16 protein-coding genes are annotated in these 22214 nt (G+C 71.2%); 11 read left to right on the top strand and 5 right to left on the bottom strand.

Annotated elements, in window-relative coordinates:
• Positions 1-13: 13 nt before the first annotated feature.
• The 7 genes from R4I43_RS10310 to R4I43_RS10280 all read left to right on the top strand — a co-directional run bounded on the left by R4I43_RS10310 (position 14) and on the right by R4I43_RS10280 (position 5286).
• Complete coding sequence (locus R4I43_RS10310) at positions 14-601, top strand: hypothetical protein (protein WP_324265353.1); 588 nt, start codon at positions 14-16, stop codon at positions 599-601.
• Between the two features lie 3 nt (positions 602-604).
• Complete coding sequence (locus R4I43_RS10305; RefSeq protein ID WP_324265352.1) at positions 605-1618, top strand: C40 family peptidase; 1014 nt, start codon at positions 605-607, stop codon at positions 1616-1618.
• 44 nt (positions 1619-1662) lie between these two features.
• A complete protein-coding gene (locus R4I43_RS10300; protein ID WP_324265351.1) occupies positions 1663-2109 on the top strand; it encodes a hypothetical protein in 447 nt (148 codons plus the stop codon).
• A 111-nt stretch (positions 2110-2220) separates the two neighbouring features.
• Positions 2221-2379 carry a hypothetical protein gene (locus R4I43_RS10295; RefSeq protein ID WP_324265350.1) on the top strand — a complete coding sequence of 53 codons (159 nt, stop codon included), beginning with the start codon at positions 2221-2223 and terminating at the stop codon, positions 2377-2379.
• A 6-nt stretch (positions 2380-2385) separates the two neighbouring features.
• A complete protein-coding gene (locus R4I43_RS10290) occupies positions 2386-3837 on the top strand; it encodes an RNB domain-containing ribonuclease (RefSeq protein ID WP_407691224.1) in 1452 nt (483 codons plus the stop codon).
• Positions 3838-3917: 80 nt separating this feature from the next.
• Positions 3918-4583 carry an NADPH-dependent F420 reductase gene (gene npdG / locus R4I43_RS10285; RefSeq protein ID WP_324265611.1) on the top strand — a complete coding sequence of 222 codons (666 nt, stop codon included), beginning with the start codon at positions 3918-3920 and terminating at the stop codon, positions 4581-4583.
• 316 nt (positions 4584-4899) lie between these two features.
• Positions 4900-5286, top strand: a complete 387-nt coding sequence (locus R4I43_RS10280; protein WP_324265349.1) for a DUF4326 domain-containing protein — start codon at positions 4900-4902, stop codon at positions 5284-5286.
• A gap of 48 nt (positions 5287-5334) precedes the next feature.
• Here R4I43_RS10280 and panB read toward each other — a convergent pair whose 3' ends face one another.
• The 5 genes from panB to R4I43_RS10255 form a co-directional block, all read right to left on the bottom strand.
• A complete protein-coding gene (panB, locus tag R4I43_RS10275) occupies positions 5335-6189 on the bottom strand; it encodes a 3-methyl-2-oxobutanoate hydroxymethyltransferase (protein WP_324265348.1) in 855 nt (284 codons plus the stop codon).
• 123 nt (positions 6190-6312) lie between these two features.
• Positions 6313-7104: a transporter substrate-binding domain-containing protein gene (locus R4I43_RS10270; RefSeq protein WP_324265347.1), complete on the bottom strand. Its 792-nt coding sequence runs from the start codon at positions 7102-7104 to the stop codon at positions 6313-6315.
• Between the two features lie 202 nt (positions 7105-7306).
• Positions 7307-8110: an SWIM zinc finger family protein gene (locus R4I43_RS10265; protein ID WP_324265346.1), complete on the bottom strand. Its 804-nt coding sequence runs from the start codon at positions 8108-8110 to the stop codon at positions 7307-7309.
• The gene (locus R4I43_RS10260; RefSeq protein WP_324265345.1) at positions 8103-11087 is read right to left on the bottom strand and encodes a DEAD/DEAH box helicase; all 2985 of its coding nucleotides are present in this window, start codon (positions 11085-11087) and stop codon (positions 8103-8105) included. Before R4I43_RS10260 ends, R4I43_RS10265 begins: the two co-directional genes overlap by 8 nt.
• Before the next feature lie 170 nt (positions 11088-11257).
• Positions 11258-13003, bottom strand: coding sequence for an NAD+ synthase (locus R4I43_RS10255; protein WP_324265344.1), 1746 nt, complete (start codon positions 13001-13003; stop codon positions 11258-11260).
• An 83-nt stretch (positions 13004-13086) separates the two neighbouring features.
• Between R4I43_RS10255 and R4I43_RS10250 the strand changes: the two genes are divergently transcribed.
• From R4I43_RS10250 to R4I43_RS10235, 4 genes are all read left to right on the top strand, one after another.
• Positions 13087-14667 (top strand): alpha/beta hydrolase, encoded by a 1581-nt coding sequence (locus tag R4I43_RS10250; protein WP_324265343.1) that lies wholly within the window; start codon positions 13087-13089, stop codon positions 14665-14667.
• Between the two features lie 59 nt (positions 14668-14726).
• The gene (locus R4I43_RS10245; protein ID WP_324265342.1) at positions 14727-16340 is read left to right on the top strand and encodes an SLC13 family permease; all 1614 of its coding nucleotides are present in this window, start codon (positions 14727-14729) and stop codon (positions 16338-16340) included.
• Positions 16341-16414: 74 nt separating this feature from the next.
• Positions 16415-17758, top strand: a complete 1344-nt coding sequence (locus tag R4I43_RS10240; RefSeq protein WP_324265341.1) for a glutamine synthetase family protein — start codon at positions 16415-16417, stop codon at positions 17756-17758.
• 235 nt (positions 17759-17993) lie between these two features.
• Positions 17994-21692, top strand: coding sequence for an FkbM family methyltransferase (locus tag R4I43_RS10235; RefSeq protein ID WP_324265340.1), 3699 nt, complete (start codon positions 17994-17996; stop codon positions 21690-21692).
• The last annotated feature ends 522 nt before the right edge of the window (positions 21693-22214 follow it).

Genomic DNA, 22214 nt, shown 5'->3' with positions numbered 1-22214 from the left:
TGAGGGGGAGCTGATGCCGATCCGGACGCACCGCGGGCGAGCCGCGGTGTACCGCAGGTTCTGGGGCTGGCCGCTGCGCTCGCCCAAACACCTGGCCGCCGCGCTGGTCGTGGTGGGCGCGGCGGCGACGGTCGTCGGACTCCTGCTGCCCGAACCGCCGCCGACCCGCAACGAGGCCGCCGGGGGTGGCCGGACGACGTCGTACACGCTGCCGCCGCAGCGCTCCGCCGTGGTGCCCACGACGAAGCGGCCGCCGACGATCTCGGTGCCGCAGGCCGGTCCGACGCCGACCGCACCGGACCCGGCGGGCGTGGCGATCGTGGAGAAGTGGGGCGAGGCCTGGGTGAACCACCCGGTCGGCGCCGACCGCCAGCGGTGGCTGGACGGGTTGCGCCCGCTGACCACCGACGAGTTCCTCACCGAGCTGTCCACCGTGGATCCGGTGAACGCGGGCAACGTGATCACCGGTGCGCCCGCCGCGGTGACCTCCACCGAGGGCTCGATGGTCGTGCGGCTGCCCACCGACATCGGGGTGCTCAACGTGACCGTGAACAAGACCCCGGCCGGATGGCGGGTGGCCCAGTACGACAAGGAAGGTTGACGCATGCGCAAGCTCGTGGTCGCTTTCATCGTGCTCGCGGGTTTCGCAGGAATGATCGGTCTCGGCGTGCTGACGATGCTGATCAGCAGCAGCGGCGGCAACCAGGGCTGGTCCAACTGCAGTGCCGACCTCGGTCCGTGGGGCGACGGTGCCGGGCGGGGTGAGAGCGACGCGGGCACCCTCAAGCCCGAGTCGGTCGAGCTGGCCAAGCGCATCATCGAGGTCGGCAAGCAGCGCGGACTTCCGCCGCGCGCCTGGCAGATCGCCATCCAGGCGGGCAAGACCGAGTCGAACCTGGCCAACCTGACCCACGGCGACCGCGACTCGCTGGGCATCTTCCAGATGCGGCCTTCGATGGGCTGGGGAACGGTCGCGCAGGTCACCGACGTCGACTACCAGATCAACAAGTTCTACGACGTGCTGCAGGAAGTTCCCGGCTGGGAGGAGCTGCGGCCCGGCACGGCCGCGCAGCGCGTCGAGCGCTCCGCGTTCCCGCTGCGCTACCACCGCTGGGAGCCGATGGCCGCGCACCTGGTCAGCGTCGAGGGCAACGTCCCCGGCATCACCGGCTGCGACGACATGCCCGGTGCCAGCGTGCTCGCCGGCCAGGCGCTGTCCTACGCCAAGGGCCAGTTGGGCAAGCCCTACGTGTGGGGCGCGGCCGGTCCCGCGGCGTTCGACTGCTCGGGCCTGACGCAGCAGGCGTGGAAGGCGGCAGGCGTCGAGATCCCCAAGTACTCGCAGACCCAGTACTTCCAAGGCGGCGTGCACGTGCCCCTCGCGCAGGCCCAACCGGGTGATCTCGTGTTCTGGGGCTACGGCCGGGACCCGCACGGAATCCACCACGTCGGGCTCTACCTGGGCGACGATCAACTGCTGCACGCACCGCAGCCGGGTGAATCAGTCGAGGTCACGAAGCTGTGGGACGGAGGGCAGCTGCTGCCGACGGTCGTCCGGCCGGTCGCGGACACGCCCGCGCCGCCCGGCGCGATACCCGCCGCAGGCGGCGTGCGGTAGGTAAGAATGGCGTCGGCCTGCTGAAACTCCGGAAAGGGTTGCTCATGTTCACGCCGGACCCGATTCCGCGGCCGACCGGTCCGCCCGCGTCGAGCACGCCGCTCGGTGACTACCTGAACCAGTCACCGCCCGGGAGCTCGGCGGGTTACGCGGTGTTACCGCGTTCGCTCGCCGAGGCGATGCCGCTGCCGTGGCAGCAGCAGATGCGCAACCTGCTCGCCGAGTTCCACCAGGCCTTCGGGCACGTGCAGTGGCCGGTCTACCGGGTGGTGCCGTCCCGCTACGAGCGGTTGGCCAACCTCGACGACGACCAGCTGGCCGAGGTCGGCTGCACCGTCGAGGTCGGCGACGACGGCGAGCTGGAGTACCGGATGCGCGACGGCCGCCGGATCGAGAACCCGGAGGACCACCAGGTGCTGGTGTCCTGCCTGGACCCGATCCCGCCGCGCGGCGCCCAGCCCCCGGCCGCACCACCGCCGCCCGCCTGGTGACCAACCGTGGTGGCCGTTCGGACATCCCGGTCGAACCCGCGCGCGAAGCGTGACAGCTCGGCGTTCCCGTGCGAGGCTCGACGCATGGCCCGCGGAGGTTGGTACTTCTGTTTGAAGCATCGGCAGGTCGAGCCCAAATCGGGCTGCCGTGCCGCCGATCGCTTGGGCCCGTACCCGGACCAGCAGACCGCCGCTCGCGCGCTGGAGATAGCCGAGGAGCGCAACGAGGCGGCCGATGAGGCCGACCGCCGCTGGAAAGAAGAGGACTGAGTTCTCGTGGCGGCGGCGGAGAAGTCCCCGGACGGCGTCCACGCTGTTCCTCCCGTCGCCGCGCACCAGTGGGGGCTCGACTTCGCCGCGGTCCGCCGCGAGCTGAACCTGCCCCGCGACTACCCGACGGGCGCGCTCGCGGAGGTCGAGCAGACCGTCGCCCAACCGCTGCCCACCGGGTTCCGCCACGACGCCACCGAGTTGCCGCTGGTCACCGTGGATCCGCCGGGCGCCAAGGACCTCGACCAGGCCGTGCTGCTGCGACGCCGCGGTCCCGGCTACCGGGTCCACTACGCCATCGCCGACGTCGCCGCATTCGTCCCGCCCGGCGGGGCGCTCGACGAGGAGGCGCGGCGGCGCGGCCAGACCCTCTACCTGCCCGACGGCAACATCCCGCTGCACCCCACGAGGCTGTCCGAGGACGCCGCGAGCCTGCTTCCCGACCAGGTGCGCCCCGCCGTGCTGTGGACCATCGACCTGGACGCCGAGGGCTCGCCGGAGCTGGTGGACCTGCGCCGCGCGCTGGTGCGCTCGGTCGCCCGCCTCGACTACGAGGGCGTGCACCGCTCGCTGGTGCAGGGCTGCGCGCACCCGTCGATCGAGCTGCTGCCGGAGATCGGCAGGCTGCGCCGCGAGCAGGCGCTGCGGCGCGGCGCGATCGAGCTGGGGCTCCCCGAGCAGCAGGTGGAGTCCGACGGCAACGGCGGCTGGCGGCTGGCGCTGCGGCCCCGGCTGGTCGTCGAGGAGTGGAACGCCGAGATCTCGCTGCTCACCGGCATGTGCGCGGCCGAGATCATGCTGGAGGCCGGTGTCGGCGTGCTGCGCACGGTGCCCGACCCGGACTCCGGCACCGTCGACGTGCTGCGGCGCTCGGCCAACCAGCTCGGCGTGCACTGGCCGGTCGGCCTCTCGGCCGCCGAAGCGCTCGCCGAGCTCGACCCGGCCCGCCCGGAGGCGCTGGCCGTGCACGTCGCGGCCACCCGCCTGCTGCGCGGCGCCGGCTACACGGCGTTCGGTGACGGTGCTCCCGCCAAGTCCGGGCACGCCGGCATCGGCGCCTCCTACGCGCACGTCACCGCCCCGATCCGGCGGCTGGTGGACCGCTACAGCGCGGAGGTCTGCCTGGCGGTGACCGCCGGGCGCGAGATCCCCGGGTGGGTGCTGGAGGCGCTGGCCGGGCTGCCCTCGGCGATGGGCGGCTCGGACCGGGTCGCCGCGCAGGTCGAGCGGGCCTGCATCGCCCAGACGCAGGCCTGGTCGCTGGAGTCGCGGGTCGGCGAGGAGTTCCCGGCGACCGTGCTGCGCGTGCCCAACGGGGTGGCGGGGGAGGTCTTCGTCGCCGACCCGCCGATCATCGCCCGCTGCACCGGCGGTGGCCTCGTCGAGGGCCAGCAGGTCCGGGTGCGGCTGGTGACCGCCGACCCGGCCCGCCGCGACGTCGAGTTCGAAGTGGCCTGACGCACACCTCGTGGCATTCTCGGGGCCACGGGTCGATTGTGGATCGCGGAAGGTCGATGGCGACGAAAGGGGCCGTGAAGGTGACGAGCGTGCGGGAGATGACCGTCGGAGTGTTGGGCGGTACCGGAGCTCAGGGCCGGGGACTGGCGATCCGCTGGGCCAAGGCCGGGCTGAAGGTCGTGATCGGGTCCCGCAACGCGGAGCGCGCGCAGCAGGCGGCCGACGAGATCAAGGAGATCGCCGGCGGCGACGTCACCGGCGCCGACAACGCGGCTTGCGCGGCGGCCTCGGACCTGGTGCTGGCGGCACTGCCGTGGGAGGGCCACGCCGACACGCTGAAGTCGCTGCAGACCGAGCTGGCGGGCAAGATCGTCATCGATTGCGTGAACCCGCTGGGCTTCGACAAGAAGGGCCCCTACGCGCTCCCGGTCGACGAGGGCAGCGCGGCCCAGCAGGCGGAGCAGATCCTGCCCGACTCGCGCGTCACCGCCGCCTTCCACCACGTCTCCGCGGTGACCCTGGCCGACCTCGGTGTCGACCACGTCGACCTCGACGTCCTGGTCCTCGGTGACGACCGCGAGGCCACCGACACGGTTCGGGAACTCGCCGACATCATCCCCGGCGTCCGCGGCATCTACGGCGGCCGCCTCCGCAACGCCCACCAGGTCGAGGCCTTCACCGCCAACCTCATCGCCATCAACCGCCGCTACAAGGCCCACGCAGGCCTCCGCATCACCGACGTCTGACCGGAACCCGGCCACCCTCAACCCGAATCCGCCGCCCCGAGCCAGGCCCACCCCGATCACGGCGGTGTCCAGGACGTGGATCACCGGTGCACCCGGTCCTGTGACCCCCGGGGAGGCGGATCACCGCGGCACTCGTTTCCCCGATTACGGCGGTATTCAGGGCACCGATTACCGGAGTTTTCGGTCTGGTGATCGTCGGTTGGGTGGATTACTGCGGTATTCCGTTCCCTGATTACGGCGGTATTCCGGGTGTTGAGCGCGGCCGGGGTCGTGGCGTGGCCGCGTTGACGGCAGGCTGGGGGCGGAGGTGGTTCGGGTGCTGCCGGAGGAAGCGAGCAGTTGGAGCGATGACGAGCGGGAGCGGGCGGACGCACTGCTCGACGGGCACGCCGTGGTGGTCAACGTCCGCAAGGACGGACCGCACAAGCACCTGGTGCCGTGGCTGGTGGAGCAGGACCTGCTGACCTACGTGGGCCATTCCGGTCCGAGGCACGGATGGCCGCAGTCGGACTTCGCCAGCCCCTTCGTCTCCGAGGCCAAGACCGACCGCGAAGCCATGGTCCGCCACTACGAGCAGTGGCTCGACGGCCGCCCCGACCTGCTGGAACGCCTCCGCGAAGGAGAGCTCGCCGGCCGGGCCCTCGGCTGCTGGTGCGCCCCCAAGCCCTGCCACGCCGACGTCCTCGCCCACCGGGCGGGCTGACGACGAGGGGCCCGGGGTGCGCGCACCCCGGGCCCCTCGCGCGGTCGATCAGTGGAAGGAGTGCTCGGGGCCGGGGAAGGAGCGGCCCTTGACCTCCGCGGCGAACTGCTCCGCCGCGCCGGAGAGGATGTTGCCGAGGTCGGCGTACTGCTTGACGAACTTGGCCGTGCGACCGGTGTTCATGCCGGACATGTCGGTCCACACCAGCACCTGGGCGTCGCAGTCCGGACCCGCGCCGATGCCCACGGTGGGGATGCGCAGCTCGTTGGTGACGCGCTTGGCGGCTTCGGCGGTGACCATCTCCAGCACCACCGAGAACGCGCCCGCCTCCTGCACGGCGAGAGCGTCGTCGAGCAGCTGGTCGGCCTGGTCGCCGCGGGCTTGCACCCGGTAGCCGCCGAGGCCGTGCTCGTGCTGCGGGGTGAAGCCGATGTGGGCCATCACGGGGATGCCCGCCGAGGTCAGCGCCTCGATCTGCGGGGCGAAGCGGCGCCCGCCCTCGAGCTTCACCGCGTGCGCGCGGCCTTCCTTCATGAACCGGGTCGCGGTCTCCAGCGCCTGCTGGGGCGAGGCCTGGTAGGAGCCGAACGGCAGGTCGGCGACCACGAGCGCGTGCTCGACGGAACGCGTGACCGCGCGGGTGAGCGGCAGCATCTCGTCCACGGTCACCGGCAGCGAGGTCTCGTAGCCGTAGACGTTGTTGGCCGCGGAGTCACCGACCAGCAGCACCGGGATGCCGGCCTGGTCGAAGATGCGCGCGCTGTACATGTCGTAGGAGGTGAGCATGGGCCACGGCTCGCCGCGCTCCTTGAGCTGCTGGAGGTGGTGGATGCGCACCTTGCGCCGGCCGGGCCCCGATCCGTAGGGGGCCGCGGTCTCGCCCTGGTTGTGGGCAGCAGTCATCGTTGACCGTCCTGTTCCCTCGAGGCCCGAAGCGGGTCCCCGGGTAGTTGCGGATGGTTGCACTTCCCAGCCTCGCACGAGGGACACGGCGAGGCGATGACTACCGGCTCACATCACAGCCGCTCAGCCGATCCACGCGGACGCGAACCGCTGGTAGGTGCCATCGTGGCGGGCGATGTCGAGGTAGTGGTTCACCCACTGCTGGAACGCCACGTCGCCCTGCGGCAGCAGGTAGGCCTTCTCGGCGAAGGTGAACGGCTGCTCCGGGTGGACCGGGCACAGCTCCGGGTGCTGCCGCGCCTGCCAGCGGGTCTCCGAGGCGTCGGTCATCATCAGGTCCGCGTGGCCGTCGACGATCTGCTGGAAGATCGTGTTGTTGTCCGGGTGCTCGACGATGGTCGCCCGCTTGAGGCTCTGCCGGGCGAACTTCTCGTTCGTGCCGCCGGGGTTGACCACCGCGCGCACCCCGGGCTGGTCGATCTGCTCCAGGGTCTGGAACCGGGCCGCGTTCTCGCAGCGCGTGATCGGCGTCTTGCCGTCCACCCCGAACGGCGTGCTGAAGAACGCCCGCTGGGCGCGCTCCAGGGTGATCGACACCCCGCCGACGGCGATGTCGCAGCGCGCCGCGAAGTCGTCCATCAGCGTCTTCCACGTGGTGGGCACGATCGTGGCGCGCACGCCGAGCTCGCGCGCCATGTCGTGGGCGACGTCGATGTCGATGCCGCTCCACGCCCCTGCGGCGTCGCGGTAGGTGAAGGGCCGGTAGTCGCCGGTGCTGCACACCCGCAGCTCACCGCGCCCTAGGACGTCCTGCAGCCGGTTCGGGGCCGGTTGCGGTGCGGGTGGCGGCGCGGAGCACCCCACCGCCACCGCCGCTGCCACGACCAACCCGATGCCGAACTTCACCCAGCGCATGCGCCCTCCCGATCTCCGTGCGCGACAAGACATATCCCGCCGTCGCTCGGAAAGCCATACCCGGGTCGCGAGAGTTCCGGCAAAAACGGGAAAACCCGGCAGGCAACCAACGGCTCCCACGCGCGTCCAACGGACGGAGCGCGTGGGAGCCGTGCGAAGTCGGGGAGGGGAGCCACCTGGGGGTACTCCCCTCCCCGCACCACTACTCGGTGAACGCCCGGTAGGCCGGACGCAGCAGATCGGTCACCGGCACGCCGTCCACCTCCAGCGGCAGCGGCTCCAGCTCGTCGAGCACCGGTGTCCCGGCCGCCTGGCCCTCGGACGTCCCGGCGGGGGCGGGGCTGGTCCAGAAGTCGTGCAGGTGGTCCTCCAGCGGCTTCTCGGCCGATGCCTCCTCCGAGGTGACCTGCTGCGTTCCGCGCAGGGCGCGCAACCGGTCGAGCAGCTCTTCCCGGCTGCGCCCGCGCCACGCCAGGATCTGGAACGGGTCCTCGTCGAAGGACTCCGCCAGCAGGTAGCAGGTGGCGGCCAGGTGCTTGCAGGGGATCTCCCAGTCCGGGCACGAGCAGTCCATCGTCAGCTCGCGCATCGTCGACGGGAACAGCTCCAGCCCCAGCTCAGCGAACACCCGCTCCAGATCGGTCGGCATCTCACCGGCCAGCAGCTTCGCCGCGTACAGCGCCTGACCCGCCAGTTCCCGCTCGATGTGGGCCCACTGCTGCGAGGTGAAGGCCTTGATCCCGATCCGCGCCCGGTAGGGCTCCGACCGCGAACCCTGCACCAGGCCGACCACCACGCTCGTCGACAGCGTCAGGTTCAGCACCTGGCCGGCGCGCGCGTAGTTCTTGCCGCGCTGCAGCCGGCCGCCCATGCCGAAGGACTCCAGTACCTCGATGAACCGCTGCGACCACCAGGTCTGCGGGATCGAGCCGCGCTTGCTGCGCGCCTTGATGCCACCGGAGACCCGGATCGGCCCGCGCGCTTCGAACTTCCACTGCTCAGGCACCGATCGCCTCCGCGTCCAGCGTCACCAGTTCGCGCAGCTGCTGGGTGGACAGCTCGGTCAGCCAGTTCTCGCCGCTGCCCACGACGAGCTGCGCCAGCGCCTTCTTGTCCTCGATCATCCGGTCGATCTTCTCCTCCAGGGTGCCGATGCAGGTCAGCTTGCGCACCTGCACGTCCCGGCGCTGCCCGATGCGGAACGCCCGGTCGGTGGCCTGGTCCTCGACCGCCGGGTTCCACCAGCGGTCGAGGTGGATGACGTGGTTGGCGGCGGTCAGCGTCAAGCCGGTGCCGCCCGCCTTCAGCGAGAGCAGGAAGATCCGCGGCCCCTCGGGGTCCTGGAAGCGCTCGACCATCGCGTCGCGGGCCTTCTTCGGCGTGCCGCCGTGCAGGAACGGCACCTCGGTGTCGAAGCGCGCCGACAGGTGCGGCACGAGATGCCCGCCGAACTCGGCGAACTGGGTGAACACCAGCGCCTTGTCGCCCTCGGCGAGCACCGATTCGAGCAGTTCCTCCAGCCGCGCGAGCTTGCCGGAACGGCCGGGCAGCGGCGAGCCGTCGCCGAGCAGCTGGGCGGGGTGGTTGCAGACCTGCTTGAGCTTGGACATGGTCGCCAGCACCAGGCCCCGGCGTTCCATGCCCTCGCTCTCGGCGATGCGCGCGAGCATGTCGTCCACCACCGCCTGGTACAGCGTGGCCTGCTCGGAGGTGAGGTTGCACAGCTGCTTCATCTCGATCTTGTCGGGCAGATCGGTGATGACCGCGGGATCGGTCTTGACCCGCCGCAGCACGAACGGCCCGGTGACCCGGCGCAGCCTCGCCGCCGCGTCGGTGTCGCCGTCGCGCTCCACCGGAACCGCGTAGCGGGCGCGGAAAGTGCTCAGCGAGCCGAGGATTCCCGGGTTCGCGAAGTCCATGATGGACCAGAGCTCGGCCAGCCGATTCTCCACCGGCGTGCCGGTCAGCGCGATGCGCTGCCGCGCCGACAACCCGCGAACCGCCTTGGCCTGCCGGGAGTTGCTGTTCTTGATGTTCTGCGCTTCGTCGAGGACCACGCGTTCCCAGCGGATTTCGCGCAGCGCCTCGGCATCTCGCGCGGCCAGCGGGTAGGTGGTGATCACCAGGTCGTAGCGCTCCACCTCGTCGCGCAGGTCCTCGCCGCTGAGCCGCCGGCCGCCGTGGTGGACGTGCACCCGCAGCCCGGGCGCGAAGCGCTCGGCCTCGCGCTGCCAGTTGCCGACCACCGACATCGGGCACACCAGCAGCGTCGGCGGGCGCGACTCCTCCTGGCGGGAGAGGGCTTCCAGCGCGAGCAGCTGCACGGTCTTGCCCAGGCCCATGTCGTCGGCCAGGCAGCCGCCGAGCCCGAGCCGGTTCAGGAACGCCAGCCACGCCAGCCCGCGGCGCTGGTAGGGGCGCAGCGTCGCGCCGAAACCGGTCGGCGGGTCGACGGGTTCGAGGTGCTGGTCGGCCTGGCCCGACATGAGCTCGCCGAGCCAGCCGGTGGCGTTGACCTCCACCACCGGCAGCGGGCGCTGCTCCTCGCCCTCACCGCCCGCCTGCTTGAGCAGGTCGAGCGCGGTCATCTGGCCGGTCGCGTCCTGCTCCAGCATCGCCAGGCCGGCGGCCAGCAGCTTGCGGTCGACCTGCACCCAGCGCCCGCGCATCCGCACCAGCGGGACCTTGGCGGCGGCCAGCTCGGCGAGCTCGTCCTGGGTCAGGGTCTCGTTGCCCAGCGCCAGTTCCCAGCGGTAGTCGATCAGGGCGTTCTTGTCGATGCCGGATTCCTTGGTGACCGCGCCCGCGGTCCCCGTGCTGGTGGCGTTGAGCTTCAGGCCGAGCTGCCGCTGGCTGCGCCCCCACCACGACGGCAGCAGGACCGCGAAACCGGCCTGGTCGAGGTGAGCGGCGCGGCTGAGGAACTCGTAGGCCCCTTCGGTGTCGAGCACCAGCTCGGTCGGGTGCGTCGAGCGCAGCGCGGCGTCGAGCTCCGGGCAGATGCGGCTGGCGCGGCCGAGCTCGGCGAGCAGCAGTTCCTGCGGCTGGTCCACCCAGCGGTGCAGCACGTGGTCGTTGTCGGCCCACACGTCCTGCGCGGAGATCAGCACGCCCGGGTCGTCGACGGCCTGCAGCATGAACTCCACGATCCAGTCCGGCTCGTCGTCCTCCGGCGCGTGCAGCCGGAAGCAGGTGCGCAACGGGCTCTGCCCGGCCAGACCGGTGTGCCAGGACTCCAGCTGGCGGGCGAGCGTGCGCAGCTGAGCGCGGTCGCCGGCGAAGTGCGGCTCACCGGTCAGGGCGTTGAGCCAGGCCGCGGTGGGCCCCTCGGCCGCGACGAGACCCCGCGTGAGCTTGGTGCGCGCGAGGTCGTCGACCAGCGCGTTCAGCGCCGCGTGCAGGACCTGCTCCGGCGCGTCTCCGCTCGCGGCGCGCAGGGCGTGCGGCATCGCGTCGCGCAGCGCGACGAACCGCGCGGAATCCGATCCCGCCATCGCCGGGATCCACCGCGCGGCGGGCCGATCGCCCTCGAAGAGCAGCGACGGGATCACCCGGCCGCCGGTGACCAGGGACTCGGCGAAGTCGGCGAGCTCGCCCAGGAACCTCGCGTCCGACCCGATCCGGCACCCGGGCAGCTCGGCGGCGAGCAGCTCCGGCAGGACCGCGGGCGGGATCGACACCGCGCCCACCCGCCAGTGCCGCAACCGCAACTTCCCGCGCGGTGCCGCTCCGGCCGTCAGCGGATCCCGCACCAGCTCCGGTGAGGCCACCGGGGCCGACGCGAAGGAGGGCAGCGCCAGCTCGGCGCTCTCGACGACCCCGTCGACGGGGACCGCGCCCAGCAGCTCCTCGCCGTCCACGGCGAACGGGTGCGCCAGAACTCCGGCGGGCGCCCGCCCGGGCAGCCGCGCGGGTCGCTCCGAGTCCTCGGCCCACACCAGCAACCGGCCCCCGGAGTCGCACAACGCGTGCACAACCCACACAACCGGCCCCCAATGCTCCCGACGAACCCGGTCAGCCGCCCAGCGGCTCCCGGAAGCGGATTCCCGCGAGTCTAGGGTCCGCGCTCCCGCTCACCTCCGGGTGGCGGGAGCAGGGCGGTTCCGGTCCGAACCGCCTCCCGCGGCCGCACCACGCCCCGAGGTGGGACGCCCTACGGAGCGATCTCGTGCCAGCGGTTGGTGATGGGCAGCCTGCGGTCGCGGCCGAAGGCCTTGAAGGTGATCTTGGTGCCCGGCGGGTACTGCCGGCGCTTGAACTCCGCCCGGTCGACCATCCGCAGCACCCGCTCGACCAGCTCCGCGTCGAAACCGTCCGACACCAGGTCCTGGTAGCCCTTGTCGCCCTCGACGTAGCCGTCGATCACCACGTCCAGCACGTCGTACTCGGGCAGCGAGTCCTGATCGGTCTGATCCGGCCGCAGCTCGGCGGAGGGGGCCTTGCTGATCGAGTTCTCCGGGATCGGCGCCACCTCGCCGCGCTTCTCCGCGTCCTCGTTGCGCCACCGGGCCAGCTTCCACACCAGCGTCTTCGGCACGTCCTTGATCGGCGCGAACGCGCCCACCGCGTCCCCGTAGATCGTCGAGTAGCCCACCGCCAGCTCGGTCTTGTTGCCGGTGGCCAGCACCAGGTGCCCGTGCTGGTTCGACAGCGCCATCAGCAGCATGCCGCGCACCCGCGCCTGCACGTTCTCCTCGGCCAGCCCGGTCAAGCCCAGCTGCCGCACGTAGACCTCGACCATGTCGGCGACCGGGTGCGTCTCGAAGTGGCAGCCCAGCCGCCGCGCCAGGTCGGCGGCGTCCGAGCGGGAGTGCTCCGAGGAGTACACCGACGGCATCGACACGCCGTGGACCGAGTCCGAGCCCAGCGCGTCGACCGCCAGCGCGGCGCACACCGCCGAGTCGATGCCGCCGGAGAACCCGAAGGTCACCGACCGCGCCCCGTTCTTGTGCACGTAGTCGCGCAGACCGGTGACCAGCGCGCCCCACACCTCGGCCTCGTCGGACAGCGGCTCCGCGGGCGGGGGCAGCGGCAGCGGCTCGTAGCTCGGCAGCGCATCGGGCTGCAGGACCGTCCGGTGCACGTCGAAGGCCGGCATCCGCATCGGCCCGGGTTCGGCCGGAACCGTCGTCGAGGTGTGGCCGCCCGCGGTCAGCTCCAGGTCGGCGACCAGCAGGTGCTCGGTGAACTGCGGTGCCCGGGCGATGATCCGCCCCTCGGCGTCGGCGATCAGCGAGTCGCCGTCGAAGACCAGCTCGTCCTGCGCGCCCACCAGGTTCACGTACGCCAGCGGAGCCCCGGCCTCGACCGCGCGGCCCGACACCAGCGGAACCCGCTGGTCGTCCTTGGACCGCTCGTAGGGCGAGGCGTTGATGCACACGACCAGGTCGACGCCGACCTTGCCCAGCGCGGCCACCGGGCCGCCGTTCTGCCAGATGTCCTCGCAGATCACCACGCCGACGTCGATGCCGTGCAGCTTGACGATCGGCAGGTCGAAGCCGGGCGCGAAGTTGCGGGCCTCGTCGAAGACGCCGTAGTTGGGCAGGTGGTGCTTGTCGTAGGTGGCCACGACCTCGCCGCCGTAGAGCAGCGACGCGGAGTTGCGCGGCCCCTCGTCGTCGCGGCCCAGGTGGCCGACCACCACCAGCGCGTCGCCGCAGCCGTTGGCCTGCAGATCGCGCGCCAGCCGCTCCAGCGCTTCGCGGTTCGCCGCGGCGAACGACTTGCGCACCGCCAGGTCCTCGATCGGGTAACCGGACAGCGTCATCTCCGGGAACGCCACCACGTGGGCGCCGTCCTGCACAGCGCGGCGAGTCCAGTCCAGGACCAGCGAGCTGTTGCCGACGATGTCGCCGACACACGTGTTGACCTGTGCGAGTGCGATCCGCAACTGGGGCATGCGCCCATCTTCGCGCACCCACCCAGGTGGTGTGCCCCTGCCCGACATGAATCACACGGGCACGTTCATGTCAGGATCACCAGATGGCCCGCCGACTTCGAGTGCTGACCGCGATGGCCCTGCTCGTGCTGGCCGCCGGAGGATGCGGCGTCCCGAGCGATCAGCCGTTGCAGCCGCACAACGAGCGCAAGGGGCCCGTCGGCCCGATCCCCACCGGCCTGGACCGTTTCTACGGCCAGGAGCTCAGCTGGGGACCGTGCTCCGACTACGCGACCTCCTCCTCCGAGCGGGCCGCCTTCCAGGACCCGGAACTGGAGTGCGCGCGGCTGGAAGTGCCGATGGACTACGCGCACCCGGACGGCAAGACCATCCGGATCGGGGTCCTGCGCAAACCGGCCTCCGACCAGCAGGCGCGCATCGGTTCGCTGATGGTCAACCCGGGTGGGCCCGGCGCGTCGGGCATGAGCGCGGCGGCGAGCCTCACCGAGAGCATCGCCGACAACGACCTGGGGGAGCGCTTCGACCTGGTCGGCTTCGACCCTCGCGGCATCGGCGCTTCCGAACCCGCCGTGCGCTGCCTGACCGACCCCGAACGCGACGCCGAACGCCTGGACTCCGACGCCGACACCTCACCGCCGGGCGTCGCCCAGTCCGAGCAGGAGGAGCGCGAGTACGCGGGCAAGTGCGCCGAGCGCACCGGCGTCGACATGCTCGGCAACGTCGGAACCCGCGACGTGGTGCGCGATCTGGACGTGCTGCGCTCCGCGCTCGGCGAACCGAAGCTGAACTACCTCGGCTACTCCTACGGGACCCGGATCGGCTCGGAGTACGCCGAGAGCTTCCCCGGCAACGTCCGCGCGATGGTCCTCGACGGAGCCATCGACCCCGGTCAGACCACGGTGGACGCCCTGGTCGCCCAAGGTGCCGGTTTCCAGCGTGCTTTCGACGACTTCGCCGCCTGGTGCGCGGCGCGCTCGCAGTGCGCGCTCGGCAACGACCCGAAGCAGGCGGTCCACCGCTTCCAGCAGCTCACCCGCCCGCTGGTCGACAAGCCGGTGCAGGCCGGCTACGGCCGCGAACTGTCCTATTCGGACTCCACGATGGCCGCGATCCAGGCGCTCTACGCGCCGACGCTGTGGGAAACCCTCGACACCGGGCTCGCCGAGCTCAAGCAGGGGCGCGGCCAGACAATGCTGGGCCTGGCCGACAGCTACTTCGGCCGCGACGCCACGGGCGGCTACAGCAACACCACCGACGCCTTCGACGCGATCCACTGCGTCGACGACAAGCGCGTCCTGGACCCCGAGGAGGTCCGCGCCGCGGACCGCCGCTACCGCGAGGCCGCGCCGTTCCTCGACGACGGCAACCCGCCCAGCTCGGCCCGCGACATGTGCGCGTTCTGGCCCGTCCCGGTGACCGGCGAGCCCACCCAGCCGCAGGTCGGGCAGCTGCCGCCGGTGCTGGTCATCTCCACCACCGCCGACCCCGCCACGCCGTACCAGGCGGGCGTGCAGCTGGCGCAGGCGCTGCACGGCAGGCTGATGACCTACGAGGGCACCCAGCACACGGTGTTCCTGCAGGGGGTGGGCTGCGTCGACGAAGCGGGCACCAAGTACCTGGTGGACCTCGAAGTGCCGCCCGAAGGAACCCGCTGCGCGGGTTGATCGATTCGTTTTGATCACCGATGTGGTGAACCAGGTCACGTCGCGCCTATCGTCGGCGCATGGACCCTGCGGACGAATCGGGCAAGAAGCCCGCGGAGCAGAGCGTGACCTCGGTGCTGCTGTCCGGCAGCACGTACAAGAGCCTCGGTGAGCAGGTGCTGTCCCCGGCGGAGGAGCGGTTCGAGCGAGCCCGCCGCACCACCGGCCTGTTCCTCGCCCCGGCGTTGACCATCCTCTTCCTGCTGCTGCCGACCCAGCTCGAACCTGCCCAGCACAAGCTCGCCGCCGTGCTGCTGGGCGTGATCGTGCTGTGGGTGTGCGAACCGGTGCCGATCCCGGTGGGCGGTCTGCTCGGCGTCGCCGCGGTGGTGATCCTCGGCGTGATGCCGCCCGACGACGTGCTCGAACCGTTCGGCTCCTCGACGGTGTTCACCTTCATCGGCGCGTTCATCCTCGCCCAGGCCATGCTGCGGCACGGCGTGGCCAGGCGGTTCGCCTTCACCATCCTGTCGCTGCCGGGCGTGGGCAAGAGCGCGTGGCGGGTCATCATCGCGTTCGGCGCGATCACCTGCGTGCTCTCGGCGGTGGTGTCCAACACCGCCACGGTCGCGATGCTGCTGCCCACCGCCGTCGGCATCCTCGCCGTCATCGCCGAACTCGTCCGCCAGCAAACCCCGGAGGGGAAGCCGTTCGACCCGCTGCGACTGCGCGTCGGCGTCGCGCTGATGCTCATGCTCGCCTACGGCGCGAGCGTGGGCGGCCTGCTCACCCCGATCGGTTCGCCGCCGAACCTCATCGGCCGCGGGCTGATCGAGGAGGCCACCGGCCAGCGCATCTCGTTCCTGCAGTGGATGGCCATGGCCGCGCCCGTCTGCCTGCTGATGTTCGTGGTGCTGGCCGTGGTGCTCCTGCTGCTCAACCGCCCGGAGATCCACAAGCTCACCGGTGTCGAGGAGTACGTCGCGGCCGAGCGCGCCAAGCTCGGCCCGCTGTCCCGCGCCGAGAAGAACACCCTGATCGCCTTCGGGATCACCGTCGCGCTGTGGGTGACGCCCGGGTTCGTCGCGCTGATCGCCGGCAACGACTCCGCCGCCTACGACGCCGTCAGCGACCGCCTCGACGAGGGCATCGTCGCCGTCCTCGGCGCCGCCCTGCTGTTCCTGCTGCCCACCGACTGGTCCCAGCGCCGCTTCACGCTCACCTGGACCGAGGCCTCCCGCATCGACTGGGGCACGGTGGTGCTGTTCGGCACCGGCATCATCTTCGGCTCGCTGCTCGCCGACACCGAACTGGCCAAGACCATCGGCGAGGGCACGGCCGGGTCGCTGGGCCTGACCAGCGGAGTCGCGATCACGATCTTCGCGATCGTCCTGGCGATCCTGGTCTCCGAGACGACTTCCAACACCGCTGCGGCGTCGGTGGTGGTCCCGATCGTCATCCCGGTGGCCCTCGCGGCGGGGACCAACCCGTTCGTGCCCGCCTTGGCCGCGACCTTCGCGGCGTCGTTCGGGTTCATGCTCCCGGTGTCCACACCGCAGAACGCCGTGGTCTACGGCTCGGGCGCGGTCCCGATCACCAAGATGATCCGCTCCGGCGCGGTGTTCGACGTCGCCGGCGCGATCGCCATCGCTCTGGTGCTGCCGCTGATGGTCGCCGCTCTCGGGTTCGGGTAAAGATCGCGCGACTAGCTCGTGACCGGGCACGCCGATCACGACGAGCACGAGGCCAGGAAGTTAGAGTGCGGGGCATGAACCGCCAGCAGGAGTTTGTGCTCCGCACCCTGGAGGAACGTGACATCCGCTTCGTGCGGCTGTGGTTCACCGACGTCCTCGGCATGCTCAAATCGGTCGCGATCTCGCCCGCCGAACTGGAGGGCGCCTTCGCCGAGGGCATCGGGTTCGACGGCTCGGCGATCGAGGGCTTCGCCCGCGTCTACGAGTCCGACATGGTCGCCAAGCCCGATCCGACCACGTTCCAAGTGCTGCCCTGGGAAACCGCCGACGGCGAGCACTACTCGGCCCGGATGTTCTGCGACATCCAGATGCCCGACGGTTCGCCCTGCTGGTCGGACCCGCGACACGTGCTGCGCCGGACCCTGGCGCGCGCCACCGAATCCGGCTTCACCTGCTACGTGCACCCCGAGATCGAGTTCTTCCTGCTCAAGGGGCTGCCCGGCGATGGCAGCGAGCCCGAGCCGGCCGACTCCGGCGGCTACTTCGACCAGTCCAGCCACGACGCCGCCCCGCACTTCCGCCGCAACGCCATCGAAACCCTCGAAGCGATGGGCATCTCGGTGGAGTTCAGCCACCACGAGGGCGCACCCGGCCAGCAGGAGATCGACCTGCGCTACGCCGACGCGCTCACGATGGCCGACAACGTGATGACCTTCCGCTACGTCGTCAAGGAAGTCGCCATCACCCAGGGCGTGCGCGCCTCCTTCATGCCCAAGCCGTTCAGCCTCCAGCCGGGCTCGGGCATGCACACCCACTTCAGCCTCTTCGAAGGCGACCAGAACGCCTTCTACCACCCCGAAGACCCCTACGAGCTGTCCGAGACCGGCCGGGCGTTCCTCGCCGGCATCCTGCACCACGCCCGCGAGATCAGCGCGGTGACCAACCAATGGGTGAACTCCTACAAGCGGCTCGTCGTCGGCGGTGAAGCCCCGACCGCGGTCTGCTGGGGCCACGCCAACCGGTCCGCGCTGGTCAGGGTGCCGATGTACTCGCCGGGCAAGTCCTCCTCGCGGCGCGTCGAGGTCCGCAACCCCGACTCGGCCTGCAACCCCTACCTGGCCTACGCGGTGATCCTCGCGGCCGGTCTGCGCGGGGTGGAGAAGGGCTACGAGCTCCCACCGGCCACCGAGGACGACGTCTGGAGCCTCACCGAGCACGAGCGCAAGGCCGCCGGCTACGCCAACCTGCCGCAGAACCTCACCGAGGCGCTCGGCGAGATGGAGAACTCCGAGCTGGTCGCGGAAACCCTCGGCGAGGAGGTGTTCAACTTCTTCCTCCGCAACAAGCGGGAGGAGTGGAACAACTACCGGAGCCGAGTCACCCCCTACGAGCTCTCCTCAATGCTGCCGGTGCTGTAGGAGGAAGCCCGTCAGGCAAGCGACGAAGTCGCTTTCTCCTTACCCCGCCCGAGCAACTGGCACCGCCGGGGGTTCTGAGCGGTGCTGTGGCGAGCACGCCGCGACGCCGTGTATTGGACATACATCAGTCGTGGCGCGCGGAGTCCACAGCGCCGCTCAGGTTCCCCTACCTGCACCGCTAAGCAGAGGGACCACGGAGTTCTTCTGAGTAGCGTGGGGGCGATAGGTTGCGGGTGTGACTGATTCGCAGCCGCACTCCGAGCACGACGAAACGCGCTCCGGCGAGTCCGCCGTCGAGCTGCAGTCCGGCGTCTTGGAGCAGCCGTCGGAGTCCTTCGAACCCGAGTGGCCCGCCGAGCAGCCGGCCACCTCCCAGCCCGCCGCGCTCACCCTGCTCGGCTGCACCCTGGCCTGCCGCGATCAGCTCCCGGCCGCGCGCGTGCTGCGCAGGAGCTTCCGCAAGCACCACCCCGGCGCCGGGTTCGTCCTGCTGATCGTCGACGAGCCCGCCGCCGTCCGCGACGAGCCCGACGCCCTGTCGATCGCCGACATCGGCGTCGACCCGCAGGAGTTCGCCAGGCTGGCCATCGGCTGCACCGCCGAGCAGCTCCGCGGCGTGCTGCGCCCGCGACTGCTCAAGCACCTGCTCCGCTCCGGTTCGACCGTGCTGCACTTCGAACCGTGGGTGCAGGTCTTCGGCCCGTTCGACGAGCTGCTCGCCGGCCTGATCGCCGAACGACCGGTCGCCCTGGTGCCCCGCGTGCTGCACCCGCTGGCCGCCGACGGCCTCCGCCCGAGCCCCGCAGACCTGGCCGAATCCGGCACCTTCGACTCCAGCGCCGTCGCCGTCCGCCCGGGCGCCGAGGACCTGCTGACCACCTGGATCGAGCAGCTGCGCACCGACCCGACGATGACCGCGCCGGTCCTCGACGGCGCTCCCGCGCTCGTCGACCACCAGGTCATCCGCGATCCGGGCGTGGGGCTGTCGGTGTTCAACGCGGCGCAGCGCGAACTCGACCTCGCCGACGGCGAGCACGTGGTGGACGGATCGGCGCTGCGCAGCGTGCACTTCGACGGTTTCCAGCCGCAGCGCCCGTGGCTGCTGTCGGCCGACTACGCCGACAGCCCGCGACTGCTGCTGTCGGAGAACCCGGTGCTCGCCGGTCTCTGCGCGAACTACCGCAACGCGCTGGTCGACGCCGGCTACAGCCGCGAGCAACCGCATCCCTTCGACGCGCTCGCCGACGGCGTGCTGCTGCCCGACGGCTTGCGCCAGCAGTACCTCGAGGCCTGGCTCGGCGACGGCGACGCACCACCGAGCCCCTTCGAACCAGGCGGAGCGGAGCCGTTCAAGGAGTGGGCCTGCGCCCCCGCCGACGACCGGCAGCGCACCTCGGGCGGTTCGCGCTGGACAGCGGCGGTGTGGTCGGACGACGAGCTGCTGCGCCGCGACTACCCGGACCCGTTCGGCGCGGACGCGGGGGCGTTCCACGAGTGGTGCGCGGGCGTCGGCGTCGCCAGCGGACGAGTGCCCGCCGAAGCGGTGCACCGCCGCACCGGCGGCGATCTCGCCCTGGTGGACCAGCTCGGTGTCGCGGTTCTCGGCACCGGTCCGGTCGCGGACCTGATGCGCACTGCCGTCGGGGCCTCCGGCCTGCCTTCGGCCGACACCGCCTACTACCCGGTGGTCCTGCGCTGCGCTCCCGGGCTCGCCGTTCCCGCGGGTCGTTACGTCATCGACGTGCACACCGGCGGCGGTGCCACCTCGGACGCCGCCGAGACCTGGGTGCTGTCGGAGTCCAGCCGGGCCGCCGTGCGCCGCACCGGCACCAAGACCCGCGTGGTCACGCTGCCCGCTCCGGAGCGCGAGCGCATCAACCTGCCCACCCGCAAGGGCGCTCGCGCGCGGTTCGAGCTCTCCGACGAGTTCGTCATCGCCGCCCACGTCGACCACGCGACCGAGCGCGCGGACAACGCGCTCGGTCTCGTCTCGGCGTTCCTCACCGCGTTCGCCGAGCGCGACGACGTGCGCCTGCTGATGGGCGTGGCCGGCGCGGCCAGCCACCCCGAGGCGGCCGAACGGCTCCGCCTCGCCACCGCTTCCGACAGCCGCATCAAGCTCGTCGAGACCGACTTCGACCTGCACGGGCTGCTCGCCGCCGCGGACTGCTTCAGCTCGCTGCACCGGGGTGACGCGGGTGACGAGCACGCCCTGCGGCTGATGGAGGTGGCCGCGCACGGCGTGCCGGTGATCGCAGGCGAGCACGGCGCGGTCGCCGAACTACTCGGCGCCCAGTGCGCCCGGCTCGTGCCCTGCCAGGGAGTCGGCGAACCGGACCTCGAGGCCGCCGCCGAGATCATGCGCACCGCCGCCGACGACCCCGAGGGCACCGCGGCGTTCGGCGTCGCCGCGCGGGAAACCCTGCTGGGCACGCACACCGTCGCCCGCGCGGGCGCCCGGCTGCGCGAACGCGTCGAGCACGCCTACCGCAACTGGCGCACCAAGTGGGCCGGCGACAAGCACGGCCAGTTCGACGACCCGCTGCGTCCGCTGCTGGTCGCCCGGCACGCCTTGCACCGCGCCCCGGACGTCGGGCAGAGCAGCAACGCGATCGCCCCGACCCTGCGCAAGGCGGTGCTGCGGGCGCTCAGCCACTACGACGACCACATCCGCGACGTGCTCCGCTCGCTCGTCGACGGGGTCGAGCAGACCGCGGGTGAGCTGCTGCGCCGCCAGTTCGAGGCGGATGGCGACGGTGACGTCGAGTCCATGCGCGCCGAGCTCGCGCAGCTGCTGCGCCGCCAGGACCAGTTCGGTGCGCAGCTGGTCGGCACCGACGACGGCCTGGTCCGCGCCCGTGCCGATCTCGCCGAGCAGCACCGCAGGCTCCGCCGCCTGGAGGAGGCCGGGGTCCCGGTCGACGTCAGCGGTTCGGACGAGCGGGTGGATGCCCTCGCGGAACGCATCGACGGTCTCACCGGCGCGCTGGAGAAGGTCCTCGACCGGATGGACGCGATGGAGGCCCGCCAGCCCGGTCACGACCTCGAATCCGGCGTTCGCAGCGCGGCCGGGGACGCGGCCAACGCGCTGCAGCGCACCGATGTGCTGCAGCGGATCCTGCTGCGCGAGCACGAGCGCGCCACCGGTGGCGACGGCACCACGACGCCGGTGCTCTGCGACGCGGGTCTGATGCGGCTGCCTGCCGACGACGCGTTGATGCTGCCGTGGCTGTCGTCCAACCCGACGTGGGACGCCGAGGCGTCCGCGCTCATCGATTCGCTGCTGGAACCCGATGGGGTGTTCCTCGACGTCGGCGCCTACGTCGGTTACCAGACGGTGCGGGTGCTCAGCAGGCTCGGCAACAGCGGCGCGGTCGTCGCGGTGGAGCCCAGCCCGCAGGCGCGAGCCCTGCTCAAGCACAACGTCGAGATGAACGTGCCATCGGCGTGGACGCAGCGGTTGATGCTCATCGAAGGGGCTGCCTGGGACGGGCCGGCGGAGCTCGCGGGCGAACCCGCACTCGCCGGCGGCGTGTCGGTCAGCCCGATCCCGCCGGAACCCGATCAGGAACCGGGGGAGCGGGTCCCCGCGTTCCGGCTCGACAAGGAGCTGGAGCACCACGCAGCGCTGGAGAACCTCAAGCTCTCCGTCGTGCACGTCGACGTGGGCGCCCGAGTTCACCGGGTGCTCGGCGGCTTGGTCCGCCTGCTGCGCCGGGATCGTCCCTCGATCGTGTGCTCGTTCACACCGGATGCGATCAGCGGGCTCGGCGACGATCCCGCAGCTGCTCTCCGTGAGTTCGGAACCTGGGGCTACGAGCTCGTCCCGGTCGGTCGTGACCGCCCGGTGGAAGCTACTGACCTGCTCGAAGCCATGAGGGCGGCCGGCAGCGGCAGCACCGTGAAGCTCTGGCTGCGCCCGAAGCAGAAGTGATCGGCACTGGGCTGAACGGGTGATGTCAAGGCATGCGCAGGCGATTTGACATTGACGCAGAGTGTGCGTAACTTTCTCTTTGTCGCACGGAAAGCCGAACGACGCGAGTTGCTCGCGGAGGACGGCACCGGGAGCGCCGCGAAGCTCCGGATCACGGTTCGGACCACCGCGACTGCGCAGACCGGTTCGGGGCGCGCGGTTTGACACCGCGAAGCGCACCGGGTAACGTAAGGCGGTCGCTGGAGAGACGCGGAACTTCGGTTCGGCGATCAACCGGCAGTTGATAACTCGAACAAGGCTCGCTCTTCCGGCGAGATCGGTAAGGGGGACCCCCCTGAAAACGCCGAATTGAGGGCCTGCTAGAGTTACCAACACAAGAACGAACGAGGAAATGACTCCCCGGATCGTGCGGCTCTGAAATGGGTCGTGGGTGATGGTGTGGGTGTGTTCTTTGAGAACTCAACAGTGGACTGTTTTGGTTAGTGTTCTTTATATGCCCCTAACCAACTCATCGCGGGATCT

This window comes from Saccharopolyspora mangrovi, assembly GCF_035320975.1.
GTDB classification, from domain to species: domain Bacteria; phylum Actinomycetota; class Actinomycetes; order Mycobacteriales; family Pseudonocardiaceae; genus Saccharopolyspora; species Saccharopolyspora mangrovi.
This window is presented reverse-complemented; position numbering and strand designations above follow the sequence as displayed.